The organism is Diplocloster agilis (assembly GCF_019042275.1).
Classification (GTDB): Bacteria; Bacillota; Clostridia; order Lachnospirales; family Lachnospiraceae; genus Diplocloster; species Diplocloster agilis.
Genome location: NZ_JAHQCW010000021.1, coordinates 1 through 20,345, shown reverse-complemented (window position 1 = coordinate 20,345; position 20,345 = coordinate 1). Strand labels below are relative to the sequence as shown.

Here is a 20,345-nt window from a genome sequence, read left to right as displayed (position 1 = left end):
GTGTGTTTTTTCACACATATAGGTATGGGGAACATCTTCGTGTCCAACCCTTTCCTTTCATATATTCTAATGCTCTATCAGTGCTTCCACTACATTTCTCAGCGTATCCTTATCTCCCACATTCCCGGGAAATATCACATATGCCATACCCGGATACCTGCTGTCAGCCCCCAACCTCCAGACAGGTACCCCTTCTGCCACCTGTCCTAAAATTTTACCTTCCGTTACCTGATAAGCTTTTACCGCGATATCGCTGGAAGTAATCCCTCCTTTTACGACCACAAACCTGGGATTCACACGGATTCGCGCCGCTATACCGGTCACAGCATCTGCGATTCGGTTGGTGACTGCCAGTTCCTCTTCGGCGCTGCCCTTATTCCAATCCAGACGCTCCCGTCTTGTATAAATAACCGCTGTCACGCCGGATGCCATCGCAGCTTGTGCCACGTCCACCACCTTCTGTGTCTCCTGTGCAAGCTTGGCAGGCTCAAGCGCCGTATGCTGGTTAAATTCTATGAATCGAAGCCCGGCTTTGCTTTCCATCAAAGAATTTAACTGTTCTGTTGTTCTCATCACGTGTGACCCCACAATTACTAGTCCGCCGTTCCGGTTCGATTTATCAACGATCCTCCCGGCTTCCATCAACGGAACGGAACTTATGCCACTGACAATCTTTGGCCACGACGATGCCGAGCGGACGATAAAATTCATTCCTTTTTTCAGCATTTGATAGTAACAAACAGCAAACACCTTAAGATCCATATCTGTCGCTGCGTTTATAATAACTTTGGAATATCTGTTGTCAGAAACCACAGCGTTTATACGATCAAACTCCAGGTTACGGAGCATCTCCAAGGTAATGCTGCCAACCCGATCTGCTGTCACATTCCCTTCCGTCTTTTCCTCTATCCAGTTTTTCAAGTTTGAGCTTTCATATCCAAAAGCTTTGTCCTTACTAAACTCTGAGCTGCCAACCGGAATCAATCTTTCTTCATCTTGCAGATAATGGATATCATTTATCGTATAGCGCTTACCCTCATGAAAATAGGGGATCAGCAATTCCTTCCTGTCAGCCTGGGGCAGCCCTGCTGCCAGCACTTGTGTTTCCAGCGGGTAATGTCCCCGCAGAGTGGAATCTCCCCTACTTATCACTTCGAACCTGCGCCCCGTTTCTTTAGAAGCCCAGACCAGGTTCTCCATGATTTCCTTCTGTACGGCCGCTGTCTCTGCACGCGTCATACTTCTGGAATTCGTCATGATATAGAACATGTTTTGCGGGGTTTGAAAAGCTTTTAACAGGATTTTCCGGTTCCAGTTAGTATAGACATTGATATCATGAACCGTCTGTCCGCCTGTGGGATCGTCGTCAATTACGGCCAGCATACGGTCATTTTCCCTTATAAGCTGATTTAACAGACTACTTACCTTTTCTTCTCTGTCTTTTGGATATTTATACTTCAAAAAACTTTGTACTTCCCGCTCTTCTCCCATTATGCCTCCCCGATTCTGTTATAAAGTTCCTTAAATCCTTCCCGTAGCTTCAGATAGGTCTGATATTCTTTCAATAGCTCTTCCTCGTTTTCAGCTGGATATCTGCGACCGAACCGGTAGAACTGCCCCAGTTTCTTAATATTCTGCTTTCCTGCTCCCACTGCTCCCAGCAGCGCGGCTCCACAACACGCTGCCTGCACGCAGGCCGGCACTTCTATGTCTGTTCCCTGGATCCTGCTTTTCTGCTTCATGACAAAATCTGATTTTGCCAAACCGCCTACCACCCGTATTTTATCGAATCTCTGATGGAACAGCTCCTGATACCCTTCTATCTGTTTTTTTAATTCAAAACAGATCCCATGGATTAATGCCCTGATAAGATCTCCCTGCCGATGGCCGTCATCGATCCCCCACAGGCAGCCCTTCCACTGGTTATTTTCTACGGATCCCCGCAGAAATGGCAGAAAATACACCGCATCCTCCGGCCTGGCATTTTGTTCGGCTTCCCCCGCCATCCAATCATATTCCGATTTTCCGGACCGTATAGCCCTGGAACGGATCTCCTCTCCTAAAGTATTCAGATACCATTCGACCGCCGCCCCGCAGGATTGGTTCGAAGTAATAACCCGATACAACTTTGGTCCACAGTGAGGGTAAAAAGAATAGAATTTTCCTAAAGCTTCCCTATTTAATACCGGTTCCCTGACCGCCACCATAGACACCTCTGCCGTCCCCATGGAATCCAACACAACGCCGGACTCGAATATATTCACTGCGACTGCCGCACAGGCGTGGTCATGCCCGCCCACCGAAACCGGCGTACCCCTTGCCAGCCCAGTCTCTTCTGACGCCCTTTGTGTTACTCTACCGGCGAAAGTTCCACCTGGTAATGCTTCCGGGAACAATTCCGCTGCAATTCCTGCGGCGTCCAGTATTTCTTCCGACCATTGCAGTTTCACGATATCAAATGCCATCGTTCTGGAAGCGATCGAATAATCTGTTGCATAATTTCCGGTAAGCTTATATAGTATCCAATCCTCAACCGATAACCAGTGACTCGCCTCCTCATATGCTTCGGACAAATTCTTCTTGATCCATAGCAATTTACAGATTCCATATTTATCCGATGGCGTCTGTCCGGTAATCGAATAAATCCTGTCGTTCCCTATTTTCCGCTTCAGCTCTTCTATTTCTTCTTTTGCACGGGGATCATACCAGGCTATAAAATTATTCAGCGGATATCCACCGGCATCTGTCAACACGCCTGATTCCCCCAGGGATGAGATCCCCGCTGAAACGATTTTGGCCCCTTTGGTCTCCCATACGACTTTTTTAATACATCGGCACAGAACACTCCACAATTCTAATGGCCCAAATTCACTCCATCCCTCTTTCGGGTGAATAACCGGCGTAGGCTCACTCGAAAACGCGGCCATACTTCCATCCTCTGTAAATAAAGCGGCCTTTATATTTGTAGTTCCCATATCGATGCCCAGATAGTATTCCAATACCATCCCTCCCAGCTACATATTAAGCGCCTTTTTGAATTTATTGATATAAGAACGGCTGACCGGAATCTCTTCCTGCCGGTCCATCAGCGTAATATTAAAGGTTGAATTAAACATCGGCGCTATACTTTTTATATGATTCGTATTAATCAGGAAACTGCGATGGCATCTAATCCAGCCCGCTCCCTTTAGCTTCCCTTCCCAGTAATTCAGATTATTTTTTAATTTGAACTCTTCCTCCTTCGTATACAGGAAGACCTCCCGGTCCAGTGCCATAATATAATAGGCGTCATCTGCATCTATGACGTAATACTTCTTATCTTTCATTCCTGTAAGCTTCGCGATCGATGCGTCGATCTCTAATTCCGGAAGAGATTCTCTGTATTTTTCTTCCTCCCGGACCAGTTTTTCCAGCTTGGCAAGCGTACGGGCAACCCTTGCGTGAGTGACCGGCTTCAAAATATAGTCCACCGTGTTGACACTGAAGGAATTCATTACGTATTTGTCATATGCCGTCACGAAGACGATTTTTATATTAGGATCGATATTAAATACACGGCCGGCGACTTCTAGCCCGCTTAAAATAGGCATTGAGATATCGACGAACATGACATCCACGTCCGTATTATCTTCCACATAATTCAGTACGCGCATTGGATCTGTGGATTTATATATAATGTCGATATTCTCGAATTGGTTCAGTATATAAGTCAGATTATCCAAGATCAACTGTTCGTCATCAATCAGGATCACTTTTAGCTTATTCATATCGGATGGCCCCCTTTTGGTATGGCAAATTGTACTTCTGTACCGTTATTCGGTGAGCTTGTAATGATCAGCTGCTGATTATAATATATGGACAGCCGCTTTTTTACATTGCTGATCCCGATAGACGAACCGGTCTGTTTTTCGGAATGCAGTATTTCTTCCAGACGCTCCTCATCCATCCCCTTCCCGTCATCCTTAATACAGACCGAGAGATATCTGTCTGTTTCCCGGATTCTGATTTCTATATTCAGTTTTTTTATTCCTGTGATTCCATGCTTTACACAATTTTCCACAATCGGTTCGATCAAAAGCGGCAGAATCAGATTGTTTTCATTCGCTTCCATATCGATTGCATATTGTATCATATCGGCAAATCTTACTTTCTCAATAGCCAGATAAGCTTCGACCAGATCGATTTCTTTGTAGAGCGGTATGCCGTTTTGAAGGTCTTCCGTGTACAGTCTGCCCCGCAGATATTCACTGAAATTACTCAGCATTTCATATGCCTGAAGCGGCTGCCGCAGGCACAAAGGCATAATCGTGCTCAAGGTATTGAAAATAAAATGCGGATCCATCTGTGCCTGGAGAAAATCAAGCTTTGCTCTCGTCTTTTCCTGTATGGAGGTATGCAATAAAATCAGGGACTGTATTTTTTGCAGCAGGTCCGCCTGAACAAACGGTTCCGTCATGATATCATTGACACTGCACAGTAATTCCTGATCCACATATTTGTATTTATCTCGGCAGATAATCAGAATTGGCAGCTGTTCCAACGAGTACTTCTCTCGGATGGCTTCACAGAACTGGTTGACATGGGCGCTGATGAATATGGTGCCGATGATCACAACACCTATATTTCCGGAATTCTTAATACAGTTCAGCGCTTCCTTCTCCGTATAAAAACATTTCAGTACATAATCTTCAAACATCAGATATGACCGGATCCTCTCGATCTGCTCCACGTCGGTGCTGATCAGAATAATCTTCTTTCTGTTATCCGTGTCCTCTGACCCGGTCTGATTCTCCGCTTCTCTCTCAATCATCGGATTACCGCAGCCTTCTAGTTTATAATGAATGGCAAAACGGACAGACGACCCGTTTGGGCGAATATGAGCCGTAAAAGAATTCGTATGACTACGAATATGGTTTTTTGCAAGAATCAGCCCGATTTCTTCGTCATTCATCAGCAGCTGCGTGTCACGCGGCGAGGCCAGTATCCTCTTCATTTTTTTTGCCGCTTTTTTATTACTCTGGTCCAGATCGCCGGACAGTTCAATGAAGATATCACCCTTTTTAGACTTTCTAAATATAACCTCGATCTTTTCTGTTTCCAGTATCCCGCAGAATGCCAGCAAAAAGGTTTGGTTTGCCTGGATCAGCAGATACGGATCCCCGGTCACATAATCGTTTTCTGTAATATCTCCCCAGTCCGTTTTTATGTTTCGGGCACCGGACTGTTTTTGAACCAGAGATATAGCAGCGTGAAAAACCGATATCAGGTTTGCGTTTATTTTATTAGCATAAGGTACTTGTGCGGAAAGGTAATGGTAATTCCTTAGGTTATACAGATAATCCTGCATTTTATTGATCTCTCTCAACATCCGTTCCAGTATAAATTTCTCCTTTTCTGAGGCAGCCGGCCAAACTTCTTGGGCCAGCGTCTGCTGATAGCAGGACAGATTATTGACCGGATTCAGGCAATTATTTATGATTAACTGCGTCATATTATCCTTATGCTTCGTTATCTCCATCAGCTTCCGGTTCACCTCTCCTCCTGCCAGATATCCCGTTCTGTGATATTGGAAAAAACACAGGAACTGGCAGACCACATAGATCAAAACGGCAGCCGGAAGTATTTCTGTGTAGATATCATAGCCAGCTGAAAGTGTCAAATATTTATAACGGGAACAGACCACGAGAAGAATACTGGGGATTATATAAAAGTTCAGTAAAATATAGTTTACAAAATCAGTTTTTGTTTCTTTTTTTATCATATAAAGCAAGGCTGCTATGATCATAAATACGATTTCCAGAATGCAGAGCATGCCTGTTAATCGTGTACCGGGATATAGAAAATTGAACGGAAGCAGGAGCAGAAGATAACCCGCGCCAGCCGCTTCATTGATAATCCTGAATCGTTTGAAGCGGCGGAACCAAAACTGATTCAGCAGTGCCTGATTAAGCGAATTTAACAGCAGCAGCAGACACAGTCCCTGGCTTACTCTCCAGATCACCGCATGGGCAGTCGATACATAGAATACCAGTTCGTAGTCCCAGATACTGATCACCAGACCTGCCGCATACCAGAAAATTTTCGAATAGCTTAAGAAATCAGCCTCCTCATAGGATATGAAAAACAAAAATATGCATGATAATCCAAACGCATACAGGGAGACAGCCATGATTACCCGTTTAATCGTAACCAGAAAAATATGCTGCGTGGACAAGAAATTCGAGTAAATATAGAGTGTCTCATGAAACCGTTTGGTCTGGCACAGTACGATGAATATAATCAACAGCGCCGATGCAACGGCAGCGATTAAAGTTTCCAGGTAATTAGCCGTCTTTCTGCCCATATGCGTCCACCTCTTGATGATTTGATTAATTTAGAGAAGCAAATTGTTTATCCAGATCTGCGCAGTAAGCATCCACATCAAAGCTTCCGTTTATGGCATGGCTCTGCAGCGTTTCGAACACGATATCCTGATATTCGGAAGTAAATCCGTTCACGCCCGACATAACATATAACTGATCCCCCTCGTATGCGGTAATATCATTCAGTGCGTCCAGCGTTTCAATATCTATATTGCACCCGGTAATGCCGTGGGCATTCACTGCATAATATTCTGCTGATTCCTGGGAGCACATAAATTGGAAAAAGTCTTTCGCCACAGCCAGCATATCTGCATCCTGAGAGTTATAGACACAGAAGCTGTTTCCGGGCTTCAGTTCCATAATTGCTCCGGAAGGTTCTTCAGACGTAGGCAGCGCAAATGCGCCGAGCTGTGCTTCCGGATTGATCCCCAATACACCATCGATAGTCCAGGAACCGCAGATAGCGATGGCCGCTTCCCCGGTGGCCACTTCACTCATAGCGTCGTTCCATTTAGTTCCATAGGGATCGCTGCCCCAGTAGTCCTGGTAACTCATAAACATATTTATGGCATCCTTAAACGCCTGATCATCTTCAAATTTGCTGCTTAGGTTCATTTTATTGGTAAACCAGTCCTTATCCTTCGCCACACAAGCCACATCTGTGTAGATATCACTATATCTTCTCATGCACCATACTTCTGAAAATCCTACTGCGATAGGTGTTACGCCGCTATCCTTTAATGTTTCACATACTTCTTTAAATTCTGATATTGTGGCCGGTACCTTTAGATCATATTTTTGGAAAACCTCTTTATTATAGAAAGCACAGAATCCATTTGCATCCAGAGGTACACCTACCTGTTTGCCCTCCCGCTGTCCTTCTACCAGCAGATTCTCATCAAAATTCTGAAGTCCGTCCACATCACTTACGTCCGCCAGATGGCCGGCCATCTGGAATTCGGTCAGGTATACCGGTTCCAAGTCAAAGATCATGGGCGCGTCTCCGGAGGCCACTTTTGTTTTCAATACGGTCATATAGTTATCTGTCGTCTGCAGCTCCACATTAATTTTTACATTCGGATGTTCCTGCTGGTAAGTATCGACAAGGTATTGTACCCAGGCCTGTTTTCCCTCCTCACGCAGATGATGGAGCCAGGTAAAAGAGATTTCCTTATCGGTAATTTGGCTCTCACTGCCCGCAACGGCAGCCGCTTCCCCACTCTTAACATCAGCAGCCGGTACCGCCTCTTTCGTATTTTCCTGGACGGCCGGCTCGTCCGCCCCTTTGCTCTGGCAACCGCTCAATGGAAGCGCCATCACGATCATAGCTGTTAAGACAAATAACCCACATAATCTTTTTCTAATCATACTTTTCTCCTTTTTTATTCCTTTATTTTACAGTTTTGCTTCTAAATTACTTGGAGGGATCCGATCAGGTTTTCACCGCCCCGGAAGAGATCCCTTCCACCAGGTACCGCTGCATAGCGACAAAAAATATTAAAACCGGTATCATGCAGATAATGGAAGCGGCAAAAGCCATACCATAATCAGACACATGTTCTCCAAAGAAATAATACTGTTTGACGGTCAGCGTTCTGATCTCATCTTTCTGCAATAAAATAACTGCAATATTAAAATCATTCCAAAGCCACATGACATGCAAGGCTGCCACGGTTGCCGCTATGGGTTTCAGCAGCGGAAATACAATGATAAAAAACGCCCGGTAAGGCCCGCATCCATCAATCAGCGCCGCTTCTTCCATATCTACAGGAACCGATTTGACGAAACCGACAAACAGGAAGGTCGCATAGGCGATACTATATCCGGTCAGCATGATGATCATTCCTGCCAACGAATTCAGAAGATTTAATTCTTTGAATATTTTATACACCGCTATCATAATGATCTGAAACGGAATCATAAGGGAGGATAAATACACTTTATCCATGAATTTTAAAAATCGGTTATTTTTACCGTTCCTTGCGATTGTATAACCTCCCATGGCGGAAAAAAGGACAATCATGGCCACCGATGGAAATGTTACAATCACGCTGTTGAGTAACGATCTGGCGAAATTACTTTTCTTCATGCCTTCTACATAGTTCCCGATATTCAGTGTCTTTGGCAGAGCCATAATCGAATCCGCGATTTCAAGGGGGGTCTTAAAGGAAGTAATGACAGCCAGATATATAGGAAACAAAAAAACTGCGGTAACCAATAACAGGCCAATCACGACAGGCAATTTTCTAAGCTGCCTTTTTGAATATCTTCGGTAACGTATCAAAGCTCTACCTCCTTTCTTCTGAAGAACGATGCAACAAGATTTCCGATCAGAATCAAGAATACAGCGAACAGCAAAGCGATTGCCTGCCCGTAACCAGCTTTGTTGTATGTATACAGATTTTCAAATATGTAGATAGACATAGTCTTGGACGCTCCTCCCGGTCCCCCTCTAGTGGCCGACAGCGTCATTGCGAACTCCCGCAGCCAGGAAGTCATCGATAATGTTACACACACAGAAAAGGCGGGTGCTAACAACGGCAGCGTCACTTTCCGGAACCGCTGGAATACAGTAGCACCATCGATCTTGGCTGCTTCTACCAGTTCTACCGGAATGTTTTTAATCCCGGATAAATAGATCAGCATATTGATCCCGCAAGTATTCCAAAGGCCCATGATTACGATAGCCGGAATTACCCACTCCGGGTTCCCCAGTAAGCTCTTAATCTGGAAAAGCTGTGAAAATACCTCTTTATATATAAAATTCCAGATAAACGCCGTAAGGATTGAGCTAAAGCATACCGGCATAAAAAATATCACGCGGACAATATTACTAAGTTTTCCTGTTTTTTGATTCACCAGAAGCGCAGTCCCCAGTGCGATTACATTATTCCCGATTGTCCCCAGGACCGCAAATTTTATGGAGTTGATCATCGGATCGATCAGCCTCTGGTCACGGAATACACTGATAAAATTTTTAAATCCTACATAATTGTAGTCCGTCGTGATTCCATTCCAATCCGTAAAGGCAATATGTATTCCGTTGAAAAGTGGAATCAGTACGGAAAACGAAAACATAAGAAGCCCCGGTAGAAGAAATACATATTGTGACGTCTTTTTCCCATTTATCATTTTTCTATTACGTTTCATTATAATCCTCCGGAATACATAAATCCAACGTCATCCATAACTTCCAGATATTTCCATAATCCTGTTATCTGGCGCTAAAAAGATTCTACACTGCTTCTCACAGCAACCACCCCCCATATTTTTTGAATCACTGTTTTGTATCGGGTTATGGTTTTATTATAGATCAGCATAAAATATTGTAAATTTTTTCTGGACAGAATACATTTTACCTTACAGTTTCAGCATATATGTACTACGGACAACATTTTTTCTCGCACAAAGTTGAGCTTTATTTCTAATATGCACGGATTATATCCGCTTTGTTTTAGATATTTTTAACTACATTATAATAATCATTTCCACCATAAAAACGAGGCTGCTATAACACCGCTTATCCATACTTTACTTTTGCTATCCAATCCATTCCCTACTCCGAAAATAGCTAGCCAGTCACCGATTGAAAAATTTTACTGTATTATTACTCTACATCCAACACAACTTCTCATACCGTATAAATCCACAAATTTTGCTCATCATTTTCATAACATATACACAATTTTTTTCAATTATCCGAACACGTATTGACTATTATGCATAGTCATCATATAATAAAGCCAGTTTACTAATGTGAGGAGGTTGATTGAAACCTATATATTTATTAATATTATACAACTTGCGGAATCGATTCCGCGGAAAGGAGGAACTATGAAACCCACTTTGCTGGATGTGGCCGAACTTGCCAAAGTATCCCGAACTACCGCCTGCCGTGCGATGAACAACGAAGGGCGCATCGATGAAGAAACCCGCAAAAGAGTTCTTGAAGCGGCAAAATCACTCAACTATCAACCCAACCGCCTGGCGCAGTCGCTGCGGGTAAAACAATCCTTTGTGATCGGAGTAATCTTTTCCAATCTGTTTGCAGGACATTTTTATTCCGAAATATTCAGGGGAATCGAGGAATACACGTCCGGTCAAAACTACAATCTGATTCTGGGCTGCTCAGATGGTAGTGTGGAAAAAGAAACGGAACTGATTGAGTCCTTCCAGGCCAGACAGGTAGACGGATTGATCATGACCCCTACCAATCACATGACCCCAGAGGCCATCGAGATTCTGGAAAATAGCAAAATCCCCGTTGTCTTTATCGACCGCTGTTCTGCCGATTATGAACATGACTATGTAGGCACGGATAATCTGCTGGGCGGTAAGCTGGCGGCGGACTATTTGAAACAACTGGGACATCGGAATATAGCCGTCTGCATGGGAGCTGATGCGGAAACCATGTCTGTAACGGACCGACTAAGAGGCGCAGTACAGGTCTTTGAAAAAGAGCAGATGCATTATTTCACAATCATGGGTAAGAGCAAAGCAAGGAATTCCAAAGAATTTTCCTATGCGGCGATGTTGGAATCCATGGATATGCTGAAAAGCAACGAGGCAACCGCGGTTATGGCAATGTCGGACAGCGTGGCCCTGGGCGCTTCCCGGGCCTTGATCGAGCATGGTTACCGGATCGGAAAGGATATCGCCCTCATCGGTTACAACAACGATGATTTCTGCCCCTATCTGACGGTTCCGCTGACTACGGTCGGCCAGCCGAAATACGAGCTTGGCGAACGCGCAGCCGAGCTGCTGCTGAAGAAAATCCGCGACAAAAAAAGTAAATGCAACACGAAAATTATTCTAAAACCAAAGCTGGTTATCCGGCAGTCTTGCGGTGAATTTTAACAGGAAGTTTATAAATGGAGCATATGGCATCGGCCTATAGAAGGAATGAAAGACAAATAAACAGAAAAGTATAAATTTTACAAACCACTCCACTGGCTGTAAAACTTATACTTCTCTTGTCACTACTATCTTTGATACCGTATGTAGAAAATCATTCCCGCGAATCACTTTCTCACCAATTCAGCAAAGAGTCAGAAAGCCCGATCCAAATGAATGCTCAATTCTACTTGTCAGTATTTTAGCACAAAGTTCGAATAATCACAACTCTTAGCCACACAATCTTATACTGCAAACTTATACTGCTGAAATTACATAATACCAAAACTGATTGAGATGATGATACATACAATCCGCTTAGGCGGGGAAATGGAGTAAATTATGAAAACGAGACTTAACATGCTGTGTTCTTTTTTTCTAATAATGATATTAACGGTGACCGGCGGATGTTCCGGCAAACAGACCGGGGAAGACAGCTCTTCGCCACAAACCGGGTCAAAAAAAGAAGAGAGCGAAGTAAAGATAACTGTGTCGCCCCAGATGATCGGAAATGAAAACGCCTCCATAGAACTGGTTTGGCAGCCGAATCCGCCGCACTCCCTCTCCGATTCCAATCCGAAAAAACTCGAATATCTGACGGCTAAGGCCACTGAATGGGCGCAGGCTCACCCGGATGTCAAGATCAAGATTATGGATACGACCACTGCGATCACAGAATCCATGGCGAAAACGTTGGTACAGGCGTCTTCCGGACAGGCCCCTGATATGGGCGCTATCGATTCCTTTATTTTCCCCCAGTTCTATGACTATGTGCAGCCGATCGATGACGTGATGCAGGAAAAGGGCATTCAGATTGATGATTTCTATGACTTTGCCAAAGGAGTCATGAAGCCCCAGGACGAGACGCTGGGGCTTTGGTACACAACCGATGTGCGGGTACTGTTCTACAGAAAAGATCTGATACCGGAAGCTCCAAAGACCTGGGCGGAAGTGGAAAAGATCGGCAATGACCTGAAAGCCAAAGGTATGGACGCCTTTATTTATACCGCAGCCAGAGACGAAGCGACCGTCATGAGCTCCGTACTGCCCTACTTCTGGGGACAGGGCGGAACCCTTGTGAATGATCAGGGTCTGCCTGTCTTCGGTGAGGGAGACAATCGGCAATATCTGATCGATCAGCTGACTTTCCAGAAAAAATGCATCGACGATGGGATCACACCGTCCAGAGTGGTGGGTTTTGGCACCGATCCTGATTACATACCCGATGTTGCCGCCGGACAGGTCGGCATGTTTGTGGCAGGCAACTACATGTCCGGGCAGCTCAGCTCCGTAATCGGTGAGGATGAATTCAGCAAAATGTGGGGAGTCGCCCAGATCCCCATGAAGGATGAGGGCAGCCGTGTCACCGCGTCCGGCGGATGGGTTTCCGCCGTATTTACCAAGGATGAAGAAAAAAGGAAACTGTGTGCGGACTTTCTGATCAGCATGTATGTGGACGACGAGGGTATGGCAGGCTGGTGCAAAGCCGGAGGCTATCTTCCGACCCGGGAATCCGTATACGATACCGATGACTATTTTAACACAGACGAAGTGATGCAGGCCTGCCGGGAAGAATTAAAATACGCCGAGGTGCGGCCGTCTGTCGATTCCTACACCAAAATCTCGGAATCCCTTCAGATCATGCTCAGTGATGTTCTGACCGGTACTTCTACCCCGGAGGAAGCTGTTGACAACGCATTTGAAAATGCACGAAAGGAATAGGGGAATATGGTCCATGAACAGAAAACACTCTAAAACAAAAGCGGCAGGGGCGGGTAAACCGCCGCTCCTGTGGCTTGTGCCTCTGGCCGTAGTATTGCTCCTGATCTTCATCTATCCGCTGCTTGATGTGATCAGGCTGAGTTTTACGAATACAAAGATCGGAAGCCTGGATTACAACTATACGATTGCTTCCTATAAAAGTATTTTGACAGACCGGAATTTTTATTATATGCTTCGCACCACTGTGATCTTCGTGTTTTTCAGTGTGGTATTTCAGACCCTGCTGGGTCTGGCGATTGCGGTTTCTGTAGATAAAGGAGAAAAACTGGGACTGCGCGGCACCGTCTGTGTCCGCACCATATCCCTAATCTCCATGGTCATTCCCGGTGTCGTCATCGGTATTATATGGAAAATGATGTTCGATGAATCCAATTCCGGTCTTCTGAATTATATGATACAGAAGCTGGGCTTTGGCCCGGTACCCTTCCTGACCAGTCCAAACGTGGCCCTGGTATCGGCAACGGTCGCCAATGTCTGGAGAGGTACTGCCCAAAGTATGATCCTGCTGTACTGCGGAATCAAAACAGTCTCCGCCGATATTCTGGAGGCAGCCATGGTAGACGGAGCCAGCGCCTGGAAGCGGCTGATCCACATTACTCTGCCATCCATGCGCAATGTACTGGCGGTCAATATCATCCTGAACCTGATCGGGACCTTCAATACTTTTGATATGGTGATGTCCCTGACCGGGGGCGGTCCCGGCAGAAGTACCGAGGTGCTGGCCCTAAGCGTCTACAACCAGATCTTCGGGCAGCTGAACATGGGCAAAGGAAGCGCCGTCGCCGTCATACTGATTGTGCTGAATATGATTATGGCATTTATCTATTTTAGAATCCAGCAAAGGGGGGAAGTACAGTGATAAAAAAGAAAAGCAGGACAGGAACAAAAATAGGGCTATATCTGGTTTATATCGTCATCAGCATTTTCTTTCTATATCCCGTACTGTGGGTACTCTCCTATTCCTTTAAGACGGTCCCGGAATTATTCTCCGTACCGCCGAAGTTTTTACCCCAGTCTCTGCAGCTGGACAATTACAGATACGTAATTCAAAACACCTATATAGTCAAAAACATCTGGAACTCATTTTATATCGTAGTCCTCACCATGCTGGGGACCCTGGTACTTGCCTTACCCGCATCCTACCTGTTCTCCAGATTCCGGTTCCGGTTAAGCCGCCAGCTCCAATTTTTTATCCTGATCTTCCAGATGATTTCGCCTATTGTCATCGCCATACCGCTATACAATTATTTAAGCAGGATAAATCTGGTTAATAATCACGCCGTTCTGATCCTGATATACATCGCTATCAGCATTCCCATGGCGGTGCTCAATATCAAAAGTTACCTGGATACCATACCGAAAGAAATCGACGAGGCGGCCATTATCGACGGCTGCAGCCACTGGCAGATTCTGACGAAAATCCACATTCCTACCTCTATATCAGGAATCATCTCCGTCTCATTGATGATTATGGTATCCTTGTGGGGACAATTCGTGGTGCCGTTTATACTGCTGAACGATGCCGTAAAGTTCCCGGTATCCGTGGGCCTTATTAACCTGCAGAGTTCCTCGGAGGCCATCACCACACATTACCTGGCCGCCGCCTGTATACTGGGGATTCTGCCCACTACACTAATTTTTCTCATACTGCAAAAATATATCGTTTCCGCTATGACTGCGGGAGCCGTGAAAGGATAACAGACTGTTTAAATGAAAAAAATATTGCATGTGATTTCACACACACACTGGGATCGGGAATGGTACCTTTCTTACGAGGACTTCCGTATCCGGTTAGTGGATATGATAGACCGGCTTCTTAACTATCTGGAGCGTGATCAGACGTACCACGCTTTCATGCTGGACGGGCACACCGCTCTGGTTTTGGATTATCTGGAGATCCGGCCTTATAAAAAAGAGCTTTTGAAAAAATATATCCGGGAACAACGGATTCTGATCGGTCCATGGTACATACTGCCGGACGAAGTTCTGATCTCCGGCGAGTCTCATATCCGAAATTTTCTGATGGGAGCTTCTATCTGCCGAGAAATGAGCGGAAGCATGAATATCGGCTACCTTCCGGATGCTTTCGGGCATCCGTCCCAAATGCCCCAGATTCTGAAAAAGCTGGGACTAAACGAGATCGTATTCTGGAGAGGAATGCCTGATTCCATCCAGAAAAATGAATTTGTGTGGGAAGCGCCGGACGGGGAAAGCCTGCTGGCGATAAATCTTCCATATGGTTACGGCAATTGTCCTCACCTTCCCAACGAAAAGGAGGCTTTCCTGCGGCGTATCCGGGCAGTAGCCGATGCCTATGAGGGCAAATCATGGAGCGGCGTGATACCCATTATGAATGGAAGGGACCATCTGGAGGCTCAGGAATGCATAACCGATATGCTCGCCGCCCTGAAGGATCAGAGTGAAGAATATGAGATCATCCACTCCACCCTCCCTGAATTTGTACGCCAACTCCGCGAGCAGCTGGAGCCGGAAAAGCTGCAGCACTACAAAGGCGAAATGCGCTCAAGCGACCGGACACTGCTATTAGGCGGGACATTGTCCACGAGAATTTATCTGAAACAGCATAATGAAGAAGTAACACGTCTCTATGAAAGATGGGTAGAACCGTTTACAGCGGCTGACCGGCTACTGGGCCACCGAAACTATCCCAGAGATCTGATCCGCCAGGGCTGGAAATATATCCTCCAAAACCATCCCCATGACAGTATCTGCGGATGCAGCATTGATGAAGTGCACCAGGAGATGGAAGTGCGGTTTCTAAAGGCACGGCAGATCGGAAGGGAACTGTGCAGCCGGAGTCTTCACGCAGTCACCGGCTCTCAGGTAACAGATGGGAACGATGAAGCCTGGATTGCCGTATTCAACCCACTGGCCTACAGCAGAAGCGCCCTTATAACATGCACGGTGGAATTTTATCCCCAGCTTCACAATCATCTGAATTATCAGCATATGAATCAGCGGGAGTATTACCCCTACGAAAAGGAAAACGCTGGCTTTCCTGTCTCCGTCATTCTGGAAGATTCCCATGGAAACCGCTGTGAGGCCATACTGAACCGCGCCTACATAGGGCAGGGACTTTGGCTGAGTACCGAAGAGCAGCCCAAAGAATACAAATGCCACTGTTATGAAATCACGTTTACCGCGGATCAGGTTCCGGCCTTTGGTTTCAAAGCCTATCGGGTTATCCCCCGGTATGACGTGCCGTCTGCGCAGGCAGTGCCTGAAGTGGATTCCGATGATATGGGCCGGTTCATCGAAAATACGTACTATCGGGTAGAATTCCAGGATGGAAAATTGAATATTTACGACAAGGAGCTTCGCCAAAGCTACGAAGACTGCGCGCGTCTGGTCGACAGCGCAGATGCGGGAGATGAATATACTTACTCCTACATTGAGAATGACCACGAAATACGAATCGAACCTGCCTCCGTGAAAATCAGTACGGATGGTCCTGCCAATCACAAAAACTGCCTGACCATATCCGGAGTCATGAATCTGCCGAAAGGCCTTACGGAGGATGAGAATGACAGAAGGCTTGAGACCATTGCCTGTGCATTTACCATGAAAGTGATGCTGCAGTCATTGGCCAAACGGATAGATTTTAATGTTACTTTTGATAATCAGGCCGAAGACCACCGCCTGCGAGTCCTGTTTCCCACAATGTTTTATACGGATCACTCCTGGGCACAAAACGCATTCAGCGTCGACCGGCATATGATACGAAGGCTGTCAGATATGCATGGAACCGAGATTTTCTACACGGATTGTCAAAAAGAATTCGTCAGTATCGACGATGGGCATACCGGGATATCCATCTTCAATAAAGGATTACCGGAATATGAATTAGTCCAGACCGGCAGCGGCAGCGCACTGGCCCTGACTTTACTGCGGTGCGTGGCATATCTCTCAAAGGCGAAGATGCCGACCCGAACGGGGGATGCCGGATGGAATGTAGAAACCCCGATGGCCCAGTGCCCCGGCATACACGAATTCGAATTCGCCTTCACCTCCCACACCGGAACAGCTCTTAAAAATCATGTTCCCAGGATGGCCCAGGAATACTCGAATCCCCTTAAGTTCCACCAGCTGCCCGCTCAATGCCGGCCTGCACGTGAAGAATGTTCCCTCATCCAGATTGACCAGGAACGTTTCCTTCTGTCGGCTGTTAAGCTTGCGGAGTTAAGCGATGATGATCTGATCGTACGGTTCTATAACTGCAGTGAAGATACAGAGGTTGGGACGGTCCGGTTCGGATTCCCGGTTACAAGGGTGCAGCTATGCGATCTGAAAGAAGATCCCATATCGGAATTAGATATCTGTGACAACCAGGTTGAATTGTCCGCTAAGGGCTGGGAGATCATTTCCCTGAGGATAGGGATCGGGCAATAAGAGCGGCTTTCAACGCGCCTTCCTTGTCTTACTCCGGAGGGAATATATCGTAAACGTTTTTATCTAGGTTTTTATCGAAAGTTACAGCGTATTGAAAACTCTCCTGTGTCTGTGCTATACTAATTACTAAAATTCTAGTGGAGGTGGAAATGCAGAGATGGGAAATAAGATCGATGAGAACGCCATCGTAAAAAACTATTACGACGGAAATCCGGAATTGGAATGGGAACGCCTTAACGGCTTTCATTTTGAATTCGAAATTACGAGACAGATGCTTCTCCGGCATCTGAAAAAAGGAAGCGTGTTGGATATCGGCGGCGGCCCAGGCAGATACAGCATCTATTTAGCTTCCCTTGGATATGATGTCACGCTGCTGGATCTGAGCGATGGAAATATCGAGCTGGCAAAAAAGAAAGCCCGGGAATTTGGCGTAAATATAAAAGCTTATTCCTGTGACGCCAGGGATCTTTCCGGATTAAACCTGGGAGAATATGACAATATTTTGCTGATGGGCCCTCTCTATCATCTGTTTCAGGAAACAGACCGGGAAAAATGTGTGGCAGAGGCAAGAAAACATCTGAAAAAAGACGGACATCTATTTGCGTCTTTTATAACCATCGCAGCAGGACTGCTCTATTATTTAGATGTATGCCCCAATGAACTGATACATGAACCTGCCCTGGAGCTGTTTGATTATATGGAGATTGACAAATCCTGGAGCGGCACTGCTTTTACAGAGGCCACTTTTATCAATAACCTGGAAATCACTCCGTTTTTCCACAGACTCGGATTTGAAAAAATAACGTTATTTGGCCAGGAGGGGATCGCCGGTCCCCGTTTAACCGCTTTAGAAAAAGCTCCGGAAAACGTACGGAATCTGTATTTGGACCTGTCCCTCCGGCTTTGTGAAAATCCCCAGTATTTTCCCTATAGTCCGCACTTGATGTATATCGGCAGACCGGTTCCATCCTTTCCTCTTGAGCCCGGTTCATGAAAAAGGTATCATTGACTGCGAAGAAATAATATATGGTATTATAAAATAGAACTTATGCTAACCATTCACGGCTGAAAACGTCATCCTATTAAAAAGACGATGCTGCGAAAGAGTACCTTTTCACTCTTCGCAGCATCGGTTTTTACTCCCTCTGATTACCAAGCCTGTCCCCATACGTTATTTTTATCGTTAACTCTATTCGACTCAGCCGTTTGATCTGGACACTTTCAAATCTTGACAATTTATAATCAGAATGTCATAATAATAAAACATCCTAGGAAGAAACTGCTTCAATCAGTATTTTTTATTATCGTACAGTGAGCCCTGCCATATGGCATAGCTATCTGCCCACATCATAAAACGGGCATCTTTACTTGTAGTATTCTTTTATTTCCCTTATAATACTCTTATAGAATCTATAAAAATAGAATCCCTTGAAAACTTCGTTTGCAATTACGATACTGTGGAAGCATGTTTCTCCCTTGAGAAAAATTCCAAGGAGGAAACCATATGAACACAACTGACAACATCGGTACAAACAGAAACTATAAGGACCGGCTGTTCCGTCTTCTGTTTGCCGACAAAAAGAATGGCCTGGAGCTGTATAATGCCCTAAACCACACAGCCTACGATAACACGGAGGATCTGGAGATCCATACTCTCGAAGATGTCATTTGGATGAAGATGAAAAATGATGTAGCCTATCTGGTTCGTGATATTCTCACCCTTTATGAGCATCAGAGTACAGTGAATCCAAATCTGCCGGTGCGTGGTCTGCTTTATTTTTCCGATATGTTCCGGGGAATCCTGCAAGGCAAGCATCTCTACGGCACCAAACTGATTATGCTGCCAACACCGGTATACATCGTTTTCTACAACGGAGACCGTGAGATCGGGGAAGTACAATGGTTAAAACTTTCCGATGCTTTTATCCATGGGAACGAGCAGTCAAAAATGGAATTGCAGGTTCAGGTGCTCAATATCAATTATGGGCATAATAAGCAATTGATGGAGCGATGTCCCACATTAAAGGAATACGCGATCCTGGTCGGTGCGATAAAAACCTATTGCAGAGAAATGAGCTTTGAGGAATCCGTAAAGCGGGCGATCGACGAGTGCATTGCGAACGGAGTATTGCGGGATTTCCTGATGATAAGGAGGGCGGAAGTGATGAATTCACTCTTAACAGAATATGATGAAGAGCGTGTCCTAGCCGATATTGGACAGGAGCGCTATGAAGACGGTAAATCCGATGGAATCGCGGAAGGCATCGCTATTGGAAAGACCGAGGGAATTGCAGAAGGAATTCTCGAATTACTGAATATACAGGGAATGGTACCAGAAAAATTAGAAATAACCATTCGCACAGAGACAGATTTGAAAACATTAAAAGGATGGCTGAAACTAGCTGCAATGACTGATTCTGTTGAGACATTTCAAAACCAGATGGATAAGATTCCAGACACCAAATAAACTGACACACTTAAAAAGGACACTGACGTGATTTCTTTGAATATTGCCTAACAAAAAAAACTTCATCTTACGATGAAGTTTTTTCAAACCAGGGGATGAGGGAATCGAACCCCCACCAAAGGTTTTGGAGACCCCTATCATACCATTTGACCAATCCCCTATAACAAAATTTACCTGCTGAATATTTATATCATATACCAACCGTTTTGTCAACAAACAACTTGTAAAAGTACTTATATACAATATAAGTGACTATCTCTAGTCACTCATATATATTATATGATGTACCTTCAAAACTACACACTGTAAAAATCTTTTTCCATCCGTTCGGCTCTCTTCCAAACCTCTAATCTCAAACCTTCAGACCATTCTGGTCAAGCCCTCGACCTATTAGTAGCAGTCAGCTCCGTACATTGCTGCACTTCCACCTC

The 20,345-nt window shown here is 45.2% G+C and carries 14 protein-coding genes and 1 tRNA gene; 7 read left to right on the top strand and 8 right to left on the bottom strand.

Annotation, left to right across the window (positions count from 1 at the left end):
- Window positions 1-66: 66 nt before the first annotated feature.
- The 7 genes from KTH89_RS13050 to KTH89_RS13020 all read right to left on the bottom strand — a co-directional run bounded on the left by KTH89_RS13050 (window position 67) and on the right by KTH89_RS13020 (window position 9,512).
- Window positions 67-1,491 (bottom strand): four-carbon acid sugar kinase family protein, encoded by a 1,425-nt coding sequence (locus KTH89_RS13050; protein ID WP_238722000.1) that lies wholly within the window; start codon window positions 1,489-1,491, stop codon window positions 67-69.
- Window positions 1,491-2,999: an FGGY-family carbohydrate kinase gene (locus KTH89_RS13045; protein ID WP_238721999.1), complete on the bottom strand. Its 1,509-nt coding sequence runs from the start codon at window positions 2,997-2,999 to the stop codon at window positions 1,491-1,493. The genes KTH89_RS13050 and KTH89_RS13045 overlap by 1 nt, the downstream gene beginning before the upstream one ends.
- A 15-nt stretch (window positions 3,000-3,014) precedes the next feature.
- Window positions 3,015-3,767 (bottom strand): LytR/AlgR family response regulator transcription factor, encoded by a 753-nt coding sequence (locus KTH89_RS13040; RefSeq protein WP_238721998.1) that lies wholly within the window; start codon window positions 3,765-3,767, stop codon window positions 3,015-3,017.
- Window positions 3,764-6,343 (bottom strand): histidine kinase, encoded by a 2,580-nt coding sequence (locus tag KTH89_RS13035; protein ID WP_238721997.1) that lies wholly within the window; start codon window positions 6,341-6,343, stop codon window positions 3,764-3,766. Before KTH89_RS13035 ends, KTH89_RS13040 begins: the two co-directional genes overlap by 4 nt.
- 25 nt (window positions 6,344-6,368) lie before the next feature.
- A complete protein-coding gene (locus KTH89_RS13030; protein WP_238721996.1) occupies window positions 6,369-7,730 on the bottom strand; it encodes an ABC transporter substrate-binding protein in 1,362 nt (453 codons plus the stop codon).
- Between the two features lie 64 nt (window positions 7,731-7,794).
- On the bottom strand, window positions 7,795-8,646 hold the full coding sequence (locus tag KTH89_RS13025; RefSeq protein ID WP_238721995.1) for a carbohydrate ABC transporter permease: 852 nt from the start codon (window positions 8,644-8,646) through the stop codon (window positions 7,795-7,797).
- A complete protein-coding gene (locus KTH89_RS13020) occupies window positions 8,643-9,512 on the bottom strand; it encodes a carbohydrate ABC transporter permease (protein ID WP_238721994.1) in 870 nt (289 codons plus the stop codon). Before KTH89_RS13020 ends, KTH89_RS13025 begins: the two co-directional genes overlap by 4 nt.
- A 684-nt stretch (window positions 9,513-10,196) precedes the next feature.
- Between KTH89_RS13020 and KTH89_RS13015 the strand changes: the two genes are divergently transcribed.
- From KTH89_RS13015 to KTH89_RS12985, 7 genes are all read left to right on the top strand, one after another.
- Window positions 10,197-11,219, top strand: a complete 1,023-nt coding sequence (locus tag KTH89_RS13015) for a LacI family DNA-binding transcriptional regulator (RefSeq protein WP_238721993.1) — start codon at window positions 10,197-10,199, stop codon at window positions 11,217-11,219.
- A gap of 378 nt (window positions 11,220-11,597) precedes the next feature.
- Complete coding sequence (locus tag KTH89_RS13010; RefSeq protein WP_238721992.1) at window positions 11,598-12,977, top strand: extracellular solute-binding protein; 1,380 nt, start codon at window positions 11,598-11,600, stop codon at window positions 12,975-12,977.
- A gap of 13 nt (window positions 12,978-12,990) precedes the next feature.
- On the top strand, window positions 12,991-13,896 hold the full coding sequence (locus tag KTH89_RS13005) for a carbohydrate ABC transporter permease (RefSeq protein WP_238721991.1): 906 nt from the start codon (window positions 12,991-12,993) through the stop codon (window positions 13,894-13,896).
- Complete coding sequence (locus KTH89_RS13000; protein WP_238721990.1) at window positions 13,893-14,735, top strand: carbohydrate ABC transporter permease; 843 nt, start codon at window positions 13,893-13,895, stop codon at window positions 14,733-14,735. Before KTH89_RS13005 ends, KTH89_RS13000 begins: the two co-directional genes overlap by 4 nt.
- 12 nt (window positions 14,736-14,747) lie before the next feature.
- Window positions 14,748-17,447, top strand: a complete 2,700-nt coding sequence (locus tag KTH89_RS12995) for an alpha-mannosidase (RefSeq protein WP_238721989.1) — start codon at window positions 14,748-14,750, stop codon at window positions 17,445-17,447.
- Between the two features lie 157 nt (window positions 17,448-17,604).
- Complete coding sequence (locus KTH89_RS12990) at window positions 17,605-18,441, top strand: class I SAM-dependent methyltransferase (protein ID WP_238721988.1); 837 nt, start codon at window positions 17,605-17,607, stop codon at window positions 18,439-18,441.
- A 510-nt stretch (window positions 18,442-18,951) separates the two neighbouring features.
- Complete coding sequence (locus KTH89_RS12985; protein WP_238721987.1) at window positions 18,952-19,914, top strand: hypothetical protein; 963 nt, start codon at window positions 18,952-18,954, stop codon at window positions 19,912-19,914.
- A gap of 89 nt (window positions 19,915-20,003) precedes the next feature.
- Here KTH89_RS12985 and KTH89_RS12980 read toward each other — a convergent pair.
- A tRNA-Trp gene (locus KTH89_RS12980) sits at window positions 20,004-20,074 on the bottom strand.
- Between the last annotated feature and the right edge of the window lie 271 nt (window positions 20,075-20,345).

What these genes read in the sequence shown, in the direction of transcription:
- KTH89_RS13050 (WP_238722000.1), bottom strand. Translation starts at nt 1,491, where the DNA reads ATGGGAGAAGAGCGGGAAGTACAAAGTTTTTTGAAGTATAAATATCCA.
- KTH89_RS13040 (WP_238721998.1), bottom strand. Translation starts at nt 3,767, where the DNA reads ATGAATAAGCTAAAAGTGATCCTGATTGATGACGAACAGTTGATCTTG.
- KTH89_RS13035 (WP_238721997.1), bottom strand. Translation starts at nt 6,343, where the DNA reads ATGGGCAGAAAGACGGCTAATTACCTGGAAACTTTAATCGCTGCCGTT.
- KTH89_RS13030 (WP_238721996.1), bottom strand. Translation starts at nt 7,730, where the DNA reads ATGATTAGAAAAAGATTATGTGGGTTATTTGTCTTAACAGCTATGATC.
- KTH89_RS13020 (WP_238721994.1), bottom strand. Translation starts at nt 9,512, where the DNA reads ATGAAACGTAATAGAAAAATGATAAATGGGAAAAAGACGTCACAATAT.
- KTH89_RS13015 (WP_238721993.1), top strand. Translation starts at nt 10,197, where the DNA reads ATGAAACCCACTTTGCTGGATGTGGCCGAACTTGCCAAAGTATCCCGA.
- KTH89_RS13010 (WP_238721992.1), top strand. Translation starts at nt 11,598, where the DNA reads ATGAAAACGAGACTTAACATGCTGTGTTCTTTTTTTCTAATAATGATA.
- KTH89_RS13005 (WP_238721991.1), top strand. Translation starts at nt 12,991, where the DNA reads ATGAACAGAAAACACTCTAAAACAAAAGCGGCAGGGGCGGGTAAACCG.
- KTH89_RS12995 (WP_238721989.1), top strand. Translation starts at nt 14,748, where the DNA reads ATGAAAAAAATATTGCATGTGATTTCACACACACACTGGGATCGGGAA.
- KTH89_RS12990 (WP_238721988.1), top strand. Translation starts at nt 17,605, where the DNA reads ATGGGAAATAAGATCGATGAGAACGCCATCGTAAAAAACTATTACGAC.
- KTH89_RS12985 (WP_238721987.1), top strand. Translation starts at nt 18,952, where the DNA reads ATGAACACAACTGACAACATCGGTACAAACAGAAACTATAAGGACCGG.